The organism is Fibrobacter sp. (genome assembly GCF_017545445.1).
GTDB lineage: Bacteria > Fibrobacterota > Fibrobacteria > Fibrobacterales > Fibrobacteraceae > Fibrobacter.
The window spans coordinates 35,076-55,415 of the sequence record NZ_JAFWOM010000148.1 but is presented as its reverse complement, the minus strand read 5'-3'; the positions used below and the strand labels follow the sequence as shown (position 1 = coordinate 55,415).

General features: G+C 44.1%; 16 protein-coding genes. 7 read left to right on the top strand and 9 right to left on the bottom strand.

All coding sequences use genetic code 11. The features are described from left to right. Nucleotides 1-6: 6 nt before the first annotated feature. Nucleotides 7-843, top strand: coding sequence for a site-specific integrase (locus tag IKG78_RS17420; protein ID WP_290945847.1), 837 nt, complete (start codon nucleotides 7-9; stop codon nucleotides 841-843). A gap of 15 nt (nucleotides 844-858) precedes the next feature. Here the strand turns inward: IKG78_RS17420 and IKG78_RS17415 are convergent, their stop codons facing one another. Beyond that, entirely contained in the window at nucleotides 859-1,713 is an 855-nt protein-coding gene (locus IKG78_RS17415) for a hypothetical protein (RefSeq protein WP_290945846.1), read from the bottom strand. A 48-nt stretch (nucleotides 1,714-1,761) separates the two neighbouring features. Next, the gene (locus IKG78_RS17410; protein WP_290945844.1) at nucleotides 1,762-2,520 is read right to left on the bottom strand and encodes a fibrobacter succinogenes major paralogous domain-containing protein; all 759 of its coding nucleotides are present in this window, start codon (nucleotides 2,518-2,520) and stop codon (nucleotides 1,762-1,764) included. Nucleotides 2,521-2,977: 457 nt separating this feature from the next. Between IKG78_RS17410 and IKG78_RS17405 the strand changes: the two genes are divergently transcribed. Continuing rightward, entirely contained in the window at nucleotides 2,978-3,919 is a 942-nt protein-coding gene (locus IKG78_RS17405) for a hypothetical protein (RefSeq protein ID WP_290945842.1), read from the top strand. A gap of 332 nt (nucleotides 3,920-4,251) precedes the next feature. Here IKG78_RS17405 and IKG78_RS17400 read toward each other — a convergent pair whose 3' ends face one another. Then, nucleotides 4,252-5,721, bottom strand: a complete 1,470-nt coding sequence (locus tag IKG78_RS17400) for a radical SAM protein (protein ID WP_290945840.1) — start codon at nucleotides 5,719-5,721, stop codon at nucleotides 4,252-4,254. A 104-nt stretch (nucleotides 5,722-5,825) separates the two neighbouring features. Here IKG78_RS17400 and IKG78_RS17395 point away from each other — a divergent pair, with 104 nt between their 5' ends. The 4 genes from IKG78_RS17395 (at nucleotide 5,826) to IKG78_RS17380 (ending at nucleotide 12,890) form a co-directional block, all read left to right on the top strand. Next, entirely contained in the window at nucleotides 5,826-6,431 is a 606-nt protein-coding gene (locus IKG78_RS17395) for a toxin-antitoxin system YwqK family antitoxin (RefSeq protein ID WP_290945838.1), read from the top strand. A gap of 126 nt (nucleotides 6,432-6,557) precedes the next feature. After that, nucleotides 6,558-7,256 (top strand): fibrobacter succinogenes major paralogous domain-containing protein, encoded by a 699-nt coding sequence (locus IKG78_RS17390; RefSeq protein ID WP_290945836.1) that lies wholly within the window; start codon nucleotides 6,558-6,560, stop codon nucleotides 7,254-7,256. Nucleotides 7,257-7,701: 445 nt separating this feature from the next. Then, complete coding sequence (locus tag IKG78_RS17385) at nucleotides 7,702-9,759, top strand: FISUMP domain-containing protein (RefSeq protein ID WP_290945835.1); 2,058 nt, start codon at nucleotides 7,702-7,704, stop codon at nucleotides 9,757-9,759. Then, nucleotides 9,759-12,890 carry an FISUMP domain-containing protein gene (locus IKG78_RS17380; protein ID WP_290945833.1) on the top strand — a complete coding sequence of 1,044 codons (3,132 nt, stop codon included), beginning with the start codon at nucleotides 9,759-9,761 and terminating at the stop codon, nucleotides 12,888-12,890. Before IKG78_RS17385 ends, IKG78_RS17380 begins: the two co-directional genes overlap by 1 nt. A 286-nt stretch (nucleotides 12,891-13,176) precedes the next feature. On the opposite strand, the gene IKG78_RS17375 is transcribed toward IKG78_RS17380, so the two are convergent. The 6 genes from IKG78_RS17375 to IKG78_RS17350 all read right to left on the bottom strand — a co-directional run bounded on the left by IKG78_RS17375 (nucleotide 13,177) and on the right by IKG78_RS17350 (nucleotide 20,103). Then, nucleotides 13,177-13,929 (bottom strand): DedA family protein, encoded by a 753-nt coding sequence (locus IKG78_RS17375; protein ID WP_290945831.1) that lies wholly within the window; start codon nucleotides 13,927-13,929, stop codon nucleotides 13,177-13,179. A 104-nt stretch (nucleotides 13,930-14,033) separates the two neighbouring features. After that, entirely contained in the window at nucleotides 14,034-15,776 is a 1,743-nt protein-coding gene (locus IKG78_RS17370; protein ID WP_290945829.1) for a hypothetical protein, read from the bottom strand. A 7-nt stretch (nucleotides 15,777-15,783) separates the two neighbouring features. Continuing rightward, nucleotides 15,784-16,389, bottom strand: coding sequence for a hypothetical protein (locus tag IKG78_RS17365; protein ID WP_290945827.1), 606 nt, complete (start codon nucleotides 16,387-16,389; stop codon nucleotides 15,784-15,786). Between the two features lie 41 nt (nucleotides 16,390-16,430). Then, entirely contained in the window at nucleotides 16,431-17,816 is a 1,386-nt protein-coding gene (locus IKG78_RS17360) for a hypothetical protein (protein WP_290945825.1), read from the bottom strand. Next, a complete protein-coding gene (locus IKG78_RS17355) occupies nucleotides 17,816-19,399 on the bottom strand; it encodes a hypothetical protein (RefSeq protein ID WP_290945823.1) in 1,584 nt (527 codons plus the stop codon). The genes IKG78_RS17360 and IKG78_RS17355 overlap by 1 nt, the downstream gene beginning before the upstream one ends. Continuing rightward, the gene (locus IKG78_RS17350; RefSeq protein ID WP_290945821.1) at nucleotides 19,396-20,103 is read right to left on the bottom strand and encodes a hypothetical protein; all 708 of its coding nucleotides are present in this window, start codon (nucleotides 20,101-20,103) and stop codon (nucleotides 19,396-19,398) included. The genes IKG78_RS17355 and IKG78_RS17350 overlap by 4 nt, the downstream gene beginning before the upstream one ends. A 62-nt stretch (nucleotides 20,104-20,165) precedes the next feature. On the opposite strand from IKG78_RS17350, the gene xseB reads away from it, so the two are divergent. Beyond that, the gene (gene xseB, locus IKG78_RS17345; protein WP_290945819.1) at nucleotides 20,166-20,333 is read left to right on the top strand and encodes an exodeoxyribonuclease VII small subunit; all 168 of its coding nucleotides are present in this window, start codon (nucleotides 20,166-20,168) and stop codon (nucleotides 20,331-20,333) included. Nucleotides 20,334-20,340 lie beyond the last annotated feature (7 nt).

The following is a 20,340-nucleotide window of genomic DNA, read 5'->3' as shown; positions in this document are numbered from 1 at the left end:
GGCTTTATGCGTTTTATAGATTGTGCATTGGAATATTTGAATAAATGCTCTGATGAATTGTCGCCACTAACAGTGCGTACATATTATTGGAACTTGAAAAAAGTTGAATTGTTTAGTCCCGAATTGAGTTGTGATGAGGTAACTTCGAATTTTGTACGTGATTTCAAACATCATTTGGAAAGCTTGCGAAATAAGGAGGCTACTGTCGTCAAGGCTCTTTCTGTGCTCCGTGTATTCTGCAATAAGATGAAAGCAGATGACGTTATTAAAACAGACCCGTTTGAAAATGTGAAAATCAGGAGGGCGTATTCGCATCGCGGCTTTTTGACATTGCGAGAATTGAAACAACTTTATTTGAATTTTATAGATCGGCGAACGGTCTTGACTCGTGCCGAGGATGAGGTGATGCAAGTGTTTTTGTTTAGTTGTTTTACGGGGCTCCGTTACGGGGACTTGCGCACGCTCGACTCTTCAGAAATTTTCGATTGGAAAATCCGAAAGCAAATGCACAAGACAGGTGAGGCTGTCTATATCCCTATTCCTGTGCAAGCTCGGCTTTTGCTTCCGGAACCTCTTAAACCTGGGCTCGTGTTCCATGTGGTGGAAAATGCGACGTTCAATCGCACGCTTCGCAAAGCGGCTAAAAAACTAGGGCATTACAAGTATATCCATTGTCATCTAGCGCGGCACACGTTTGCTACGACGTGTATTACTATCGGTATTCCGCTCCCGGCGACGAGCAAGCTTCTCGGCCATCGCAATCTCGACACAACGCTTATTTACGCCAAGTACGTCGATACCTTTTTGGACAAGGAAATGAAAAAGTTTGACCGGCTGAGATAGCGCCTTCGGCGCATTTTATAGAACTTGGTTTGTTTCCCGCTGGGCAATGATCTCTTCAACTTTTTTGTTGATGCGATTGTTTTCCAGCAGGTCGTGCACAGCTTGTTCGTTTGTGGTCGCGACTCTGATGAGCTTGATGTAGAGAACGGTTAGGATAATCCACAAAAGCGTGCTGGTAAATAGTACGGCAGTATTAAAGCTTTTAAAACTGAAATAATTGAAAATGGGTGTTGCAATGTTGAAAATAAAGAACCATGTAAGCAACTTGTTTGACTCAGCTTTAACTTTTATACCCAGTAATTTTAATGTTTCATGTTGATTTTCTAATAATGATTTAAAGACGAAGTAATTGACGACGGGGATGTAGTAGCAGATGGTTGCTCCCCACGGGGTGAAATATGTTTCCGTGAATTTATTTTGTGCTTTATGGGCGTGATAAAACCAGAGCAAGTTTTTGCCGATGAAAACGCTAAAGGGAATGGCTACGAAGAAGAAAAATACGATTAAGGTCCATACAGCAAGATTGACATCTTTAGGTACAGGGGTGTCAACTTTATAGTTTCTATAATAATTTGCGATTACACCGAAAGTTTTTGTTGCTACGAAGAAGAAAAGGATGTTTAGGGCTATTTGGAGCTTTGTCCACGAGATGGCGCTTTTTCCGCGTTGCACATTGTCGTTGAAAGCTTGTTCAAGTTCTGGATCAACAATTTTTTTGAGCGATTCTTTGTGGGCTTCGCTTTGTGTCTCGGAATCTGCGGTTGAGGTGTCATCCCCGTCTTGTGAAGACAAGCTTTCGTTCGGTGCGTCACACCACAAGCATTTCGGCATGTCGTTGTCGTATTTCCTTCCGCACTTCTTGCAAATCATATTGGCCTCAAAAACATTTCAAAAGCAATTTTCGCATGACATTTGCTATTACTCGTCCATAACGCAACGGACACTGCGACCATATTGCTTGTCGGTTCCATACATGTACCAAACATGGGTAGAATACGTAAAATACATAAAGTCTGCTTTGTTTTCATCATCCTCTGTAGAAGTCCAGAAGTGTGCTTCTGAACCCACCTGGCCTCCATATCCCCGCTTGTCCCTATAGCCCGCAGGTAACGCCGAGAATCCATAGTCATCTGTTCCATTGCCACTAGTTCCTTTATAATCAAGCCAGCCACTGGTGGACTTTAGGTTCTCTGCTGCTTCATAATTGTTACCAACAGTAAACATCAAGCTACTCCATTCACTATTGGTAGGCAGGTGCCAGCCTTCTGGACACACTCCTCGCACATGCTGTCCAAAAGGCGTAGAAGGATAGCATTTTTTGCCATAACCGCAGCCCTTACCATACTCGCCCCATATGGCTGCGCTATCCATCGCGGCGGCCCAGGTGTAAAGTCGCCCATATTTGTTACAATAATCAGTGATATCGCTCATGCATAAGCTGTTATCCGATTCAAAGTTCAAATTTTCCGCCATCCATGTCTGCTTGCCTATGGTGACCGTTCTGTAGGTCCGTCCGTCGCGATTGTCTGTCATTGTTCCTAAGGCCGCGTTGAGCGCATTTGACGAAGAATTTGCGCGGGTGGCACTGTCACCGCAGGCGACAAGGTTAAACAGGAGCGCAATGGCCGCGCCTTTGGCGAGGCTCGCAAGGGTTCTGTAGGTGTTGAATTGTTTCATATTTCATTCCAAAAGGCTTCCTCAATACAATATAAAAATGAATTTGTATTTTACGTTTATTCACATTAGAATTGATCATAAATTATTAGGGAATATTGTGCTGCCTCATCGGGGGACGTTCCAGTATTTTCGTGTGACGGCGAAGACGGGGCGCCTATATTCAATTGGGCGATCGCTTTTTCGTTTGATAGTGGCTGTTGGACCAAGTTCATGCATATGAGTAGGACGATTATTGCAAATATGTCGAAAAATTAGAATCCGAGCCGAGCGTTATAATTCCTATCACGAAAATGAACAGGTCCGCCAAGACAATGGTTTGAACGGGTTATCGGGTGTGTAGGGGAGCCGTTTCAGCCTCTTGCAAATCATGGTTTTCCCGTCACAACAAACTCTACTGGTCAAGTTAGAAATTAAAATGTAGATTACTTCTGCTCATTATAAAATTTGAGGGGATTTGATGGAACGAGTTGTAGAAAATTTGTCCAAAGATTGTCTTTTGCCGCTGCTTCGTGAGCGGATCGCTGAATTGTCTAATGTCGAGGCGGTGCTTTCGAAAAGGCTTTCGCGTGCGCCGGCTGGCGTGCTGAATGTGTCGCCGCACCGTGGCGGGTTCCAGTATTTTCGCGTGACGGCGAAGACGGGGCGCAAGGGCGAGTATATTCCGGAAGAGAAAATGTCGTTTGCGTCGGCCATTGCCCAGCGCGATTACGACGCGAAAATGCGGGCCGAACTTCAGAAACTGCGCGGGGTCTTGGAAAAATGCGTGGCGAAGTACGATGCGTCCGTTGCGGAAAACTTGTATGCACTGCTGCATCCGGCGCGACGTTCGCTGGTGACCCCGCTTGTGTATCCCGATGAAGATTTTGTGGCGCGCTGGAGTGCGGTGAAGTACGCCGGTCGTGAATTCGACGCGGACGCGCCGGTGCTGATGACGGCGCGGGGCGAGCGCGTGCGTTCGAAGTCTGAAATTATCATTGCGGATGCGCTGTTCCGCAGGGGGATTCCTTACCGCTACGAGTTTCCGCATGAGTTGCTGCATGCGGGGGCGTGTGATGTGGACGTGGCGCGCGGTGTTGGTGAGGTTCGCGCGGGTCGTCGCGATGCTGGCGGAAGTCGCGGAGTTGGTGAATGTCGCGGTGGATTGCGTGCGCGAGGCCGTAAGAGCGTTGTTGTGTATCCGGATTTTACGTGCTTGAACGTGCGGACGCGTAAGGAGTTTGTCTGGGAACATTTCGGGATGATCGATGTGCCGGAGTATTGCCAGAACATGGCCTCCAAGATGGAAATGTACTTGATGAACGGCTTTTGCCTGGGCAAGAACTTCGTGATGACCACGGAGACGCATGACCGCCCGCTCAATTCCATGATGGTGGAAAAAATACTTGAACAGCTGGTGTGACGTTTTGGGGCTGAAAGCGCGAGCGAAGGTCTGAAAATGCGAGCGAAGGTCTGAAAATGCAAAAGTGGCGGTGAAATGAACAAAAAATTCGCGATTTCACCGCCAAAATTTAGTTTGTACGTGCTGAAATGAGGCGAATTCAGCTTTTGCAGGACTGCTGAAGCGTTTTCTGGCGGTGAAAATGGACGAAAATGCTGAAAATCACCGCCACAAAATGCGACATTACGGCGTTTTGGTCCAAAATCTTACAGACAAACTACAAAAGTGGCGGTGAAATGAACGAAAAATTCGCAATTTCACCGCCAAATTTCAATTTTTGCGAGCGAAGCACTCTATTCTTTAATTGTCGGGGCCTGTCTTGCGACCGGGGCGAGCTCGCCGTGCTTCCTAAACAGGTGCTTCACGAGCGTGCCAAATCCGCGGAAGACGCGGTAACGTTCACGCGGGTTCTTGATGGCCATGATGCCCTGGCGGATGATGTAGCTCGGGCGCAGGTAGAATTCACGGCGGGCCTTGTCGCAGAAATCGACGAGCGCCTGGCTTGTGAGTTCGCCGCGCTGGATCGTGGTGCGGTGGAAGCCGTCCTTGTCGAGCCACTGGCTGTAGTCCTTGGACTTGAGCGCACCGCTTTCGAGAGCTTCCTTGTACGCTTCGGTGCCGGGGTACGCCATGATGGGGTAGAACTGCGCCGTGTTCGGGTTCAGCTTCTTGGCGTAGTCGAGCGTCATGCGGAGCGTTTCCGGCGTGTCGCCCGGGTTACCGACCATGAAGCAACCGTGAACGAGGAGTCCTGCCTTGCGGGCGTTCTTCGTAAATTCAATCGCCTTGTCCGTGTTCTTCACGCCCTTGTGGATCTTTTCGAGAACCTCGGGGCTTGCACTTTCGAAGCCCACGCACATCTCGCGGCCACCGGCCTTCTTCATGAGCTTGAGCAAATCGAGCGGCACATCGGCGCGGGCGTTGCAGCTCCACGTAATCTTGAGACCGCGTTCCAGAATCAAGTTGCAAATCTGGCGCACGTGTTCGTGGCTCGCCGTAAACGTATCGTCTTCGAAGAACACTTCGCCTAAATCTTCGAAGTTTTCCTTGATGTACTGCAGTTCGTCAACAACGTCCTTCGGATCGCGGCGGCGGAACTTGTGACCGTTGAGCGTCTGCGGGATCACGCAGTAGCTGCAGTGGTTCGGGCAACCGCGGCCACTGAGAATCACGATAAGCGGGTTCAGGTTCGCGCCGTAGAAATACTTCTTGTAGCAGCTGTAGAGGTGCTTGCGATAGACCTTGGAAACCCACGGGATTTCGTTCAAGTTCTCGATTTTCGGGCCTTCGGGCTGGAAGTCCACCTTGCCTTCGGCGGTGCGGTAGGCAAGTCCCGCGAACTGACCGACGGGAGCGCCGTCTCCGCGGAGTGCACGGACGAGGTTCCGGCAAGTGTAATCGGCTTCGCCAATCACCACAAAGTCCAGCGACGGTTCCATTTCCATGGATTCAAGCGGCTCGGCGGTCGCGTGCGTGCCCATGATGGCAACCTTCACGTTCGGCAATTCTTGCTTGATGGCGTGGACCACCTTGAGGTCGTTCAAAATACTCGGGGTGCTAGTGCTGCAAATGACAAGTTCTGGGCCGAACTTCTTGATGCCTTCAAGCGTCTGCGCGAGGTCTAGTTCCATGGCGGGGCTGTCAATCAGCTGGATTTCGTTGCCGTCGGCTTCGCAAACGCCGGCTGCATAGCTCAAAAACATCGGCCAGTAAAGCGTACTGGATTTAGTAACACAAGGGGAGCGAGATTCCCGACTGAACATCGGGTGAAAAGGAGGATTTAAAAAAGTAACATGCATGACGGACACAAAATACATAATCTTAAATGATTATGCTACATTATAATGTAATGAAAAAGCTTTTTTTAATGATTTTTTTGTGTATCGTGACGGGCTGCACAGCTCAAACGGGCTCTTTGGCGGATTCTACGGCGGTTTCTCCCCCCGTAGATACGGTAAAAACGACGTATGACGACGGTCGCGTGTCGAGAATTTACACTGTCTTGAAGGGAACGGACGTGCGCGAAGGCATGTCGTTGACATACCATCCGAACGGGAATTTGGCGGTCGAAGCCCCCTACAAGAACGGCAAGTTGGACGGCGTTTTACGCTCGTACGATGAAAACGGGAAGTTGCACGAAACGGTCGGCTACAAGGACGGCGAAGAAGAAGGTCTGAGCACCATCTATTATGAAAACGGCAAAAAGAAATCGAGCGAGAAGTATAACCGCGGAACGTTAAACGGCATGTCGGAAGACTGGTACGAAAATGGAAAAATCCGCCGCCAGATTCCGTACGAGAACGGACAAATTCACGGCATCGTGAAAATATACGATGAGATGGGATTGCTGTTCGAAGACATGAAATTTGAACGTGGTATCCGCAACGGAGCTTACCACCGCTACAGCTTTGGCAAACTCGTCCAGGAAGCGGAATTTAAGGACAACCGCTGTGTCAAGAATTGCGATTTTTAGTCGTTTGTCAATGGTCGTGAGTCGTTAGTTATACAATCGCGTCGAATTGCCAATCTTAAAGCTAGTGACCAATAACTAATTACTAATAACTATTGTTAAATTTGTTCTAAAAAAGGAGAAGGATTTATGCTAAAAAGTAATTTATGGACTTTGACATGCAAACCGATGGTGGTATTGTTTGCCGCGTTTGCAATGCTTGCCGGATGCGGCGATTCGAACGGCACTTCGGTTGATGAAGTGCAATGGAATGGAGATAAAGGTACTTTTACCGATTCTCGCGATGGTCAAAGCTACAAAGCAATTGCCATTGATTCGGTAATTTGGATGGCCGAGAACCTCAGCTACAAGACTGAAAATAGCAAGTGCTTTGATGAAAAAGCGGACAAATGCAAGTACGGTCGCCACTACTCTTGGGATGAAGCCTTGATTGCTTGCCCTGCCGGATGGCATTTGCCGAGCAAAAGTGAATTTATTGCAATGTTTGCTGCTGTTGACATGAACAATTCCGAAGTGGACACGAGTAACGCTGCATATTTCATTATGGAAGATGTCGGATATGCTCTTAAGTCCCAAAAGGGGTGGGTGAATGAAGATGGCAAAAGCATTAATGGCTCTGATGCTTACTCCTTTACTGCTCTCCCTGCTGGCTGTTGGAACGCGGAAGACTTGGACTTTGTGCTTCAGGGCGAACAAGCCGATTTCTGGAGTTCTACAGAGACAGATTCTAATTTTTCGTATTGCGCGACTATAGGCGAAAACACTTATGTAAATGTGATAAGCTGCGGTGTTAAATTTGGACGCTCTGTCCGTTGCGTAAAAGACTAGTGGGACTTTGACGCCTTCGGCGTCTGCGGCTGCACTCGGTCATAGAAAATGCAATAGTTCACAAGGCGAAGCAAGCAGAAAACATTTATGTTTTCTATTTGTGAGCCGAAGGAATGGACGCGAAGCGTCAACCATTTTCTGCGACACTCGTTTTGCACGCTTTTGAGGTCGCTTCGCTCTCAGCTCGCTCGTAAACTCGCTTTTGGGCTATGGGGTCGGCACATTGTGCCTTTGAGCACGCTTCGCTTTGGGGTCGCCTTGCTTTGCAAGGCTTTGGGCTGTTCTAATTACAAATGCCCATACCTCAGAGGGAGCCGAAGGCGACCGTGCTCATACCCCATACCTCAGAGGGGCGTAAGCCCCGTGCCCATACCTCATACCACTCCTTTTTGAAGATAAATTTTTATATTTTAGTTGTATAAATAAATTTGAAGCTGGAGTGAAGATGAAACTTTATTGGATTGGTGTGGTGGCCTGCCTTGTCTTTGGGGCGTGCGGTTCGGATGAATCTCAAAAGCCAAATGATGAAATTCTTTCTCTGGATACGGAAGAAAATAAAGAAAGCAATTCCGAAAAAACGGAACTTAAAGGTAATGTAGATCCTGATGAAAAAGAGGACTACATCAAGACGAGTTTACCTTCGAACATTGTTTTTTCTATTGATTCGGTTCGCGATAACTATCGTAGCACGAACGTTTATTACATTCGTGTTGGAAATGCCGTATGGAACAGTCAGAAAAATACGGCGACATCTAGCGGTGTGGAAAGCGTTTGCTATGACGAGCAAAAAGGCAACTGTGATGATTTCGGTCGTCTGTATTCGTTGAATGGAAATATAAACGCGGTTTGCCCTGATGGTATGAATTTACCTTCGTCAAAAGACTGGGAACTTTTAGAATCATATCGTTCCGAATACCGCGAAATCGGTAAGCTGTTGTCGTTCTCGTATGGCGGTTATTGCGAAAAGACGAATGGCAAGTTTAAATGCTCGGATTTAAATTCATCGGCGAATTACCTTACTTCTGACGGGAAAGTTTATTCTCTTAAGAATGGTGCTGCAAAGGCCTCCTTTAAGTCTGCTAAAGAAAACGGATTTTATAATATCCTTTGCGTCGGTTATCCGTCGTATGTCAAAGCGAAAAAGGATTTGCCTACTTGCGACGAAGTAAAAAAGAATCCGCCCACGTTGGCGTATGTTTTTGAAGAAAAGCAGAACTACCGTTGCTACCCGGACTTGAAATCTTGGTTACCTGATTTCACTGAGAACTGTAGCAATAACCGAAAAACGTTCGTTGTCAACGATTCGATGATGATTTGCCAAGATGAAATTTGGCAGCTTGCAACTATCAGCGAATCGCCTGTAGTTTGTGACACCAGCAAGCAGGGGAAGGTCTTTAAATTCAACGGCGAAAAATACGTTTGTGACCAACTTAAATGGCGTAAGCCGACGGGTCTTGAAGATTCCTTGGGCGTTTGCAATAGCCGCAAAAACGAAAAAATTGATACTTTATTCCAAGGTAATGTAATTGAATTGTATTATTGCGATGGCTACAAATGGCGCGTGGCGACGATGAACGATTTCGTCGGTGATTGCAACGATAAACAGACTAAGCATTTGTACGATACGCTCGATTTCAAAAATACGCATTATATCTGCCGTGGCAATGGCTGGGAGCGAGTTACAAAACTTGAAGAACGTTTTGGCGTTTGCATTCCCAAAAAACAGTTTATGTTTGAAACTGGCACTTACGATATCACGGACGAAAAAACGGAATACATGTGCGATACTACGATGACTTTTGTATGCAAAGATTCTAGCGCAAAATCGACTGTTTGCGATTCGACAAATGGCGAAAAACAGATAACGTACGCATGGAAAAATTACACCATTAATGATATTTTGGGACCATGCGATGCTCCTGCGATAACAGAATTTCGTGATGCATATTACGAATGCGATGAGGGCTATAATGGGTACTTGTGGAGCTATCGTAGAATCGGATCTTCTTATAGAAGTGTACAGACTTTAAATCATTGTAATTCATCGACCGTAAATTTAATAATGAGCTCTAATGGCAATTATTATTATACTGAAGTATGCACGGACTATGGTGATTATTACAATGTAAAGACTCTTGTTTTCCCAAAATGTTCAAAAGAAAATCATGGTGAAACCTACACGAATGATACAACGGGAGTGAGTTATTACTGTAATGCTGATAAGGGTAGCTGGCGAAGCTTCTATGATGGCGTGGATAAATGTCTTTCTGATAATTACGGAAAAATGGGCAAAACAACTAAGTTTGGCTACGTTGTGTGTGATTCAAGTGGCTGGAAAAGCATCTCAAAAACAGAATACGAAATAGGACTTTGCGATAGAAAATCAAATTTGCAAATCAAAACATATAATGGTTCTAAAGTTATGTGTGTCGATGGACGTTGGGAGCTGTACAAGGAAAAAGACTCCTATCGAGTAAAAGGCAAAGCTAAAGGGGGCAAATAATGAATCCGATGAGTATGTTGAAAATGAAGTTGTTTGCTTTTGTTTTTGTTGCCTTGATTGCTGGTACATTTAGTGCTTGTGGCGATGATTCAAGTTCTTCGCAAGATGTCGAAAATGAAATTTCGACGGCGGAAAGTAGCAGTAGTGGAAAAATTAGTGGCAAAAAAGTTTCTAGTAGCAGCTTGGAATCTAACGTTGATATCAAAGATGGTCCCGTAAGCAATACGGATACCATTGATGTCAGCGAATATGATGATAACGATATTATTAAGGATAAGCAAAGTGAAAGGGGTTATGAACTTTTAGTTTCGGGAATTAACTCATGGATGGTCGAAAATCTCGATTACAAACCGAATCATCCGATAAGCACATGCTACGATTACGCCGATTCTTTGTGTCGCGATTACGGAAGGCTTTATTTCTCGAAGCAAAGGGAGGACATTTCTTGCCCGGAAGATTATCAATTGCCCAAAGCAAGCGAATGGAGACTCTTGCTGGAATCTAAGGTCGATCACAAACCGCAATTTGCCGGAAAGTGCAATCAAACGAGTGGCAAACCTTTGGAATGCATTGCCATCAAGGATACATCTTATTACCTTACTCAAGATGATAGCATTGTCGTGCTCCCCAAAAAGGGAACCTGGAAAGTCGTCAAGAATAGCAGTAAAATATTTACTAGCGTCCGCTGCATAAAGCATTTGAGTATCATCGAAAAAAAGAAGGATTTGCCCAAGTGCAATAACGATTACAGCCAGCGAACGGTTTATGTGATAGAAAATGATTCCGCTTACAAATGCCAATCTTCTGAATGGAAGTACGCAAAGACTTATTCTGTATGTAAAGACGGAGAAAAGTACCTTTACAAAGGCAAAAGCGATTCGCTGTATTCCTGCAAAAACGGAATGTGGCATATCGCAGACCTTTCTGACATTAACAGACCCTGCTTGGATGAAAACCGCCATAAGGACGTGACACTCAGCGGCAACCGTTATGCATGTACTGACACGGGTTGGGCAAAGTTGCCGTACCCGGCTTCTGTACTTGGCGAATGCTATTTGGAACATTTCGGTGTTATTGCGAAAGCTGATAGCATGAATACGTTTGTCTGTAGAAATACAGGACTTTGGACAAGTGCCGGGCCTGTTGATGTGTTCGGTAAATGCAATAAAGACCGTGATGGTTCCATTGTTACCCTTGATACCATGGAATATTTCTGTACAATGAAGTATGATGGTCGTTGGAATCGTCGAGATGATGATGCTGTGACGAAGGAACATGGATTCTGTACAGATGAACGTTACAATGAAAAACAGGTTACCCATGACCAATATTATTTGTGTGGAAGCGACAATCGTTGGATTCGAAAAGATAACTTTGATTACTTTGATAAATGCGATACAGCTTTGTGGGATTCTGTTGGCTTTGTCGGTAGTTTGGAATATTTGTGTAACAGGTATTTAAAAAAGTGGCAAACGGTTCCGCATATGTCGTTTGAGGAATTGGAAAAAGAAATCGATTGTACTCCGAAGGTTTATGGCAAGATATACACTCGAAAGTCTGGTGGTGACAAGTATATTTGCAAGTTAAACAGTAAATCGCAATATCAATTTTTGACTCCATCTGAAACGGAATTGAAATATGGTATATGTGGTCGAGATACTGCATTTCATGTTTCTGAAAGCGATAGCATCACTTATGTTTGCCAAAGCGGAAGCTGGAGTAAACGAGTGTTGGATAAGAACGAAATCAAATTTGGCATCTGTCCTAGGGATACAACGTATTTTATAGTCGAAGATACGCTTGTTTACACATGTAGAAACGGATCCTGGTCGAGTCGTAAATTGAGCGCTCTTGAATATAAACTTGGCATTTGTCCTAGAGATACGACTTATGAAGTTTTGGAAAATATGTATGTCTATACTTGCAAAAATGGAACGTGGAGCGAACAGAAATTGTCTGAGTGTGAATCTAAGTTTGGCAAATGCACTAAGGATTCAAATTACGTCAAGCTAAAGGATAAAACGGGATGTTTTTGTGAAAGCGGTGCATGGAAACAAAGAGTCCTGGAATCTGTAGAAATCAATTATGAAATTTGCAGGCAAGGGGTAAATTATATAATATTCGATAATAGATACACTTATACATGCAAAAATGGGGATATAACAAAGTACACTACGACAAAAAGTGATCGTAACGATGTTTTTGGAAAATGCCAAAGCTCTACTCATGGCATTGATACGGTCTATTACGGTCAGAGATTTGTTTGTGATATCGTTGCTTCTGATGAATGGATTCAATATGGCATACTTGACACCTTAGCGGGTTCGCACTGCACTGAATCGATAAATGATAAAGAAGTGAAATTGAATGACACTACGTATTTTACTTGTACCCATACAGTTTTTGGATATGAATGGAAACAACAATATATGTCTGAGCGCATGTCGAACTGTAACAAAGATAAAGAGGGGGCTATCGAAACTAACGGTCTTACGAGGAGTGTGTGCCGTAATTCTAAATGGGTGCCTGCAGATACGTTCCATGTAACGGATAGCCGCGATGGCAATGAATATGCGGCGATTACTATTGCTGGAAAAACGTGGATGGCTGAACCTTTAGCCTATGTTCCTGAAGGACAGCAAATTTTTGTGATAGGGAAAAAATATCCTGTTGAATCCGTAAATCGTGGTCAAGTTGTATTTTATCCTTGGGCTGTTGCCATGGGACTTGATAGGAAATATGATTCAACTTATGCAGGGGATCTTTTTAAAGATAAGGCTATGGTTCAGGGTATTTGTATGGATGGATGGCATTTGCCAAATCAAGATGAAGTCAGTGAATTAGATAAAGCTATTACGAGAAATTTTCGTAATAATTCGAAATTATTTGAAGATGAAGATATTGTCGGTATTCATTTTATAAAATCCCAATCATGGCAAATTTATCGAAATAGTGAAACCGGAATTGATTCTTTGAGTGTTGTAACTAATAATGAAGTAGAACATGTGTGGACTTCAAAGGAACAGGGATATACGAAGGCGTTTGAGTCTTGTTTTACTGAGGACTACCAAATCTCTGTGGCTGTTTCGAAGTTGCAAGTGTTTCCAGTCCGCTGCGTGAAGGATTATTAGTAGGCTGTGAGGTCGGCACGTTGTGCCTTTGACGCCTTTGGCGTCCGCGGCTGCACTCGGTCATAGAAAATGCAATAGTTCACAAGGCGAAGCAAGCAGAAAACATTTATGTTTTCTATTTGTGAGCCGAAGAAATGGACGCGAAGCGTCAACCATATTTCTGCGACACTCGTTTTGCACGCTTTTGAGGTCGCTACGCTTTGGGCAATTGCTCATACCTCGGAGGGAGCCGTAGGCGACCGTGCCCATACCCCATACCCCAAGGGGCGTAAAGCCCCGCCCATAGCTACTTTTTCTTCGGCTTCACGGCGTTCCACACCATGTAACCGATGAAGAGTACACCAAAGCCAAGCAACGCAATGGCGAGTTCAGAATTGTACTTTTCGATGATGTCCTTTTGACCGTGCGCAAAATAACCGAGCAGTGCGAGGACGCAGTTCCAAATGGCAGCACCGAGGAACGTGTAAAGCGTGAACGGAGCTAGCTTCATTTTTGCAAGGCCTGCCGGAATTGAAATCAGCTGGCGGATGACCGTGATGAGGCGACCGACGAATGTTGAAATGGCGCCGTGTTCGCGGAAGTAGTTTTCGGCTTTTTCGACTTTCTGGACATCGAGCAGCAAAAAGTGTCCGAGGCGGCTGTCTGCGAATTTGTAGATGATCGGGCGACCGAGAATCTTGGCGAGGAAGTAGTTGACGTAGGCGCCGATGAGTGCGCCTACGGTTGCGAAGAATACGATGAGCGCGATGTTGAGGCCAGAACCCGGCTGGAGTGCTTTATAAGCGGCGGGCGGCACGACAAGTTCTGACGGGAACGGGATGAATGAACTTTCAATCGCCATCAAGAGCGTGATTGTGCCGTAATTCAGGTTGTCATTGTACCAGTCAATAATGCGGTTGTAAATGCCTGTCGATTTCGTGGTGTCGGCGACAGCGCCTGCTGCGTTGGCGGCATCGACAGAGAGCGAATCTGCGGCAAATGTAAAAGCGGTAAGGAGAAGAGCTAAAGTAACTGTTGTTTTGAGAACTGAATTTTTCATTGGACGCAATTTAGAAAAATATTTGGCGTGTCGCCAGAAGATCTCATAAAAAACAGACCTCGGCGCAATGGCCGAGGTGACAAAAACTTGTTTTGCTGAGAATGTTAGAATACAAAGTAGATGCCGACGCCGAGAAGGGCGGCTGCAGTTCCTAGCAAGATGCCTCCAGCGATGGCCTTGTTGTCGCCTTGGTTTACAAGCTTATGGTTCTTTGAAACTTTGTTCCTGTAATTTTCACCTTTGACAGATCCCGGAATCTTGAGTTCTTTCTTGATTTCGTCGGCATCGTTGTAATCCAGATGGGCGAGGTACATGAACAAGGCTCCGATGAGCGCTGTTCCTGCGGCTCCGCCGATGAACGCTTCGCCGATAGTCTGCATTTTCTTGTCGCGAATCCACTTGTTCTGCTTTTCGATTTCGTCGAAATCCGTGAGCTTTTGCAGGTCGATGCTCAAGTCGATTTGCGGAACGGGGGCGACGAAGAAACTTATGAGCGTGTCGCGGTAACCGGCTTTGCGAATGATGATGCTGTCCGTGCCCATTTCGTAGGCGGGAATTTTTTCGGGCGTTTGTGCGATGACCTTGGATCGCTTGGTGATGGGGGAGCCAGCCTTATAGATGTTGGCTCCTTCGGGGAATGTCTGAATGCGAATTTCGGGAGAAACGCGTTTGAGTTTGAGCGAAACATGGGTGGTGTCGCCCGGGAGAGGATGGATGCTTGTGCTTGTGCCCCAAAGGTGCCTATCGACGTTCCAGTAAGCGTAAAGCGTGAATTTCGATGTGTCGGTAGTGACGAATGTGCAGGGTGACTTGCAGATGGCATCTTTGTCTGCTCGTGAAATTGTTGCACCGTCAGGATCCGTTTCGACGTGAATGTAGCTTCTGTCTTTTTTCGTCTTGACAATCTTTTTGCCTTGGGCATCCAGAAGCTGATTTTTTAATTTGTTGTTCGTGATGGCTTCGCTGAGAGCGGAACTTTCAGAAATAGTCAGCGTGGCGCGGTGCAATGTCGGGAGAGAATCCTCGTAAAGAACGTGCGTCAGGTTTAAGCGGAGGCTATCGGTTCTGATGACTGGCGTGATTTCACCGAAATAGATGGAGTTGAAGCCCATTGATGCAAGTTCGCTTTGAACGCAAACATTGTCATTGCAGTTGTTGATGTCCGTTTTACGGATGATTTGCGGCTTTTCTCCAGATTCGTATAAAAGGCGTGCCGTAAGTGCGGTGAACTGGTCTGCAAAGGATTTTTCAACATTGTCACCATTGTAAGCGACGAGTGCTGTTTTAATGATCGGCTTTGCTTTAGCTTCTTTAACTTCAGGAGATTCGTTTGATGCTTGCTTGCTTATTGTGGAATCCTTTGGTTCTGCTTTTTCTTTCGATGGTTCTGTTTTTTTCGATTCTATTTTTGCTGTTTCAGCTTTTTTTGCATCATTATTCTTCGCTTCATTCCTTGATGTTTCCGCTTTTGAAGAATCGGCGGCATTTTTCGCTTGTTCTGCATTTTTTCTTTCTACGGGGGCCGCTTCTGTCTGTGTGGCTACAGGTTTTGCTTGTTCTGGCTCGACCTTGTTTTCTGTTTTTGTAGCCGGCTTGGAATCGTCTGCTTTGTTCAGCAAGTCGTTTCCTTGTTCATCTACAATTTTTTTGAATTGCTTCTTTGCAATTTTAACGACAGTGAACTTGTTTTGAATGTACCCGCCAAGACTTACGGTATCGTTTTCGATGCCTAAAAATTTAGCACGCTGATGCGTTCCCGACAAGAGTTCCACATCGACGTATTTTCCTTCGGGCTCGGCGAAGGCGGCGGCTAAAGCGATTGTGATGAGTAAGAAAATCTTTTTCATATTCTACCTAGAATGAAAGAATAAACCCTGCGGAAAGGAGCAATAAACCTGTTCCGAAAAAAATCTTGGAAACTGTTTTCCCTGTTCTAGCACTGTTTCTGTGGTCCTCAAATTCTCGCATGTGCGAGTCGTAATTTTCATTTTTGAAACGCGTGTTTTCCATAGCTTTTTTGTGATCGTTTGCCTTACTGATATTGTACAGCGTGACGATTGTTGAAATACTGCCGATGCTAAAAGGGAGAATTGAAAACCATTGGAGATGGCGCCCTAGATTGCGCCTGCTTCGATGCTTAAGCGTTTCTTGTTGCGAAAGTAGAATTTCTTCGTCATAAGTTTGGCGGAGTGCGACTATAATGTAAGAGGTATCGTTAGAGGATAACTTTATATTGATGGTCGTATCGGCGTAATCCGTATGGAAAAAAGAAATGGTGATGTTGTCTTTTCCGTCGGGAACGGGAATGAACGCTGGCGACGTGTAATTGGGCTGGTTTGCAAAATCGACAAGTTGGGCGTCGGTATAGAGGTCAACGGTAGAAGGGTTTGTCGAAATGTGCAGGTAGCGCGTCTTTGGCTGGGCTTGCTGTTGTGCAAACAAGTTTCCATAGATTGCCATTAATATAAATACAATTACAAAGGAGGCTTTTTTGAAATACATCATTTATCCTCCGTTTTTGCATAAGGTCCATCAATTGTCGTTATGGTTTTGTTGACCTTGATTTTCCAATAGACTTCGGGAGCCTTGTTCTTTGCGTAGTCTTCGGCGTAGATTGAAAGATTGCATTCTTTTTTGCATGTATTGGGTATGGATAAAGTGTATTCGTCAAAGTAGGTTGTAAGTGTATCGTCATTCATGATGGCTGTAATTTTTGATGCGTTGACACCGGAGCCGTTGTCGAGAATGAAAAAATTTATTAGAGAAGATGTCGGAAGTTCTGTTGCTGAGGGAACCATGTTGGGCTTGATTTTATCTTGCAGGAATAGCGTGTCCGTTGTTGTTTTGGTACTTGATGGCAAATTTATGGTCATGGAATTACAGCCATATTCTGTAAGAACGCTGTCGCAGACAACGATTTTAACGTTAGATTGCGGAGGTAATGTTTTCCGAATGACTGAATTTGCGTTAATTTTTGAAAATTTGGCGAGTGTGTCACCGGTGCTTGAAATGAATGCACCTTTCAATTGCGATTTTTCGGGATATTGGCTGTGCATGCAAGCGACAGGAACTTCGATAATGGCTTTATCGTTATTTTCCAGTATTGTAGAAAAACTGAAAACATCGCTGAAATTCTGTTCAATATTGCCCCGTTCGTTTTTCGTGATGGCCCGAACTCCCCAATAAATTGTCGAATTGTCAGTAGTATGGTTGACTTCTTTTCCATTTTCGTCTATGTCCAAATTGAGCCTTCCTATTAGTTCGACGCTTTCGGAACAATCCGTTTCGCCTAAGGCTCGTTCCCAAATGGTTTCTTTGTAATAACTGGCGTAAACGATGCAAACAGAAGATTCCCAAGGGTCGATTCCAAAAACTTTCCATGAAAGTTCAAGCCCAGCCGCGTTTTCTCCATTAACTTGATTGTAGTGGTTTGCTGGCGACTGGAGTGCAACGGTGACAGGCGTGTTGACATAAACATTTGCGTGGGAAACCAACGTGTCTTCAAGAATGCCTATGGTTTCAAGTGAAATTTTATGGATTCCCGGTTTGCTAAATGTGTAGTAAAACGAGTTCGTGTTGATTTCTTCATTGTCGAGATGCCATTTGTTAGAATTGTAGAATGAAGCTGACTGATCTGTAGGGATATACTTATTGTCAATGGCGTAAATTCCGCAGACCCTGATTTTCTCGTTAAGATCAACGTAGAAGTTTTCGGAGGATGAATATTGATTGTATGGTTCTCCGAAGTAGTTCTCTGGAACAATGAAAATGGACTGTGATAATTCCGGTGTATCAGAAGAATGTATTTCGGCATCTGAACATGAAATCATCAGCAAAAAGATAACTATCGAAAAAAATACCGAAAGAGAATAAAATTGAAATCTCATTAATCTTCCTCCTTCGTTTTAGATTCCTTGACGAAAAGTTTCCATCTCTTGCTTTGCTTCATTCCGTTTGTATAAATGATTATAGATTCTATAGTTTGTTCTTTGTCGAATAGACTTGCTTCAAGTTCTGCGGAAAATGACGCCTTTTCAATATTTGAAACAGAGATGATGCTTTCGTTTTTGGTGACATTGTAAAATTGTAATGTTTCTACGCTAAACTCGAATGGGTTGAAGTCTTTGATGAACAAAAGAATTTTTTCGTCACTTGTAATGGTCGTATCACTGTTTGTTGCAAACCAGAGCGGAGAAGGTTGAATATAGAACGATTTTTTGGTAGTGTTGTTGCTTCCGTCGATCGCTGAAATGGTCAGAATACGGTATGTCCAGCTCTTGTCCGTATCTTTGAGAATTACGTTTAAAATGCTGTCTTTGTAGAATAGGTTTGTGATTAGGTCGGATTCTAGATGAACCATTGTATTCTTTGTGTTGATTTCTCCGCTTCCATCTTTTATGATAAATTTTAATGTATCTGAGAAATCAAGAGTATCGAGATTTGAAACGGATATTATGGAGGGAGGAATAGAATCAATTAATTTGATGTTGTCTAGGACTGTAACGAATCCGTCGCGAATGTTGACATCTTTTTTTATGGTTTCAAAGTCTGGATAATTAGACTGAATTGTTAGCTCGTATGCACCCGCTGATATTGCTCCGAGCGATATTTTGTTTTTAGATGGCGAAAGTGATATATCATATTTGAAAATGTTGCTTGCGCTGTTCTTCTTTTGAAGCGATAGCTGTATAGGTATGGAGAATTGTAGGTTTGTGTTGATGGTTGCTTGTAGAGAACCTTCTCCTGTTAATCCCTTGGTGTAAAAGAAGCTTTCAATTTTTTCTACAGATGCCAAGTTGTATTCATTGAATGCTTGAACGGTCCAGTTGTATTTTTTTAACGGATTTAGTTCATTATGATATTCAAAGTGTGGCTCGTTTAGAATTGTATCAATGGGAGTGAATTTTGATTCTGAGTGAAATCCTGAATAGGCGAAATCGTCTTCGCTCAACGTGAAATGAAAATGATGGGCGAGTCGAATCCCTTCGGTCTTAGCACTCCATGTGAAGTAAATTGTTTCGTAAGGATCAATGGCCTGTGTCCCTTGGGCTGGGATGAATGCACTATCGTTTAGAATAGGATTATCTGCTATCCATACGTCTAACGAGTCATAGTGCATATCGCCAAAGTTGTCTTTTAAAACAAACTTGAATTTATGATAGCCTGGTTCTGTGATTTGCTTTTTAAAATTGTATTCCGAAGAACAAAATTCTCCATCCATGAGCCAATGGTAATCTTGTACACGAAAATTTTTATTGGGGGTAATCGATGCTATAAAATAGATAGTGTCATGAATATTGAATGTATCCGCTTTTATGCTAGGCGTAAGCGTGTACATGGTGTGCGAAAGGCTTGCGTCAACACTTATTTCAATGGAATCATCTTCGTCAAAAATATGGTCATTGGAATTAAAGCATGATTGAAAAATCCATGCGGCGACAACAATGCAAAATGTTTGAACGTACTTCATTTTGCCTCCAAAGTGTCAATCACGTAAAAATTTCTGTAGTCAAGCGTATCCGTGTCTCCGTAGAGGTCTTGCACGATAATGCGGAATTTATGTTTTCCCGCTTTCAAGCCGGATTGCTTCACTTGCAAAAGAGTCCCGACATCGAATTGACGATCGTCAATTTCTAGAATGTGAAACAAAGTATCGTTGTTAAGCATGTCCATGTCGATACTGTACCATGCAAACAAAAATGCGGAATTTTGTGAACCGTAAAGCGTGTCACCATTGGCGGGTATCGTGGAGTCAGAAAGTACTGGCGGCGAGTTGATGATAACATTGAATCCCAGTGTGTCCTTGTTTCCTTCTTTGTCGGATGTTATGAGTTTGTTTGGAATTACTGCTTCGGATTTCGCTGCGTAAAAAGAGTATTCTGAGTTGCGCCCAAGCAAACTGTCTTTTTTTTCGCTAGTATAAAACCACTCGAAAGTCAAATCGTTTTGGTATTTTTCGGGAATGACTTTTGCTGTGACAGTTGCCGAATCGGAAGGATGAACCTTGAGCTGCGTCGAGAAGGAATCCCCTTTTTGTTTCACTAAAATACGGATAGAATCAACAGGCGTAAACGTCTCTGGATAGTCCGGTGCGTCAAGGCAACCGACAAGGAATAGACCGAAAAACATCGCGGTCATCAAAAAAGGCAAAAAGTAACGATTGAACAAATTCATTTGGTTTAAATCTAACTATATTCGTCGATATGAGTGAGCAAAATTTTGAATATAAAAACGCAATGGCACGTTTAGAGGAAATTCTCTCGAAAATAGACAATTCCGAGATGGAAATTGATGAACTTGCTGTGGAGGTTCAAGAGGCTACGCAGCTTTTGCGCAAGTGCCGCCAGATCTTGATTGCGACCGAAAAGAATGTTCAAGATGCTCTAGCCGAATTAGATGCTTGAATTGGAC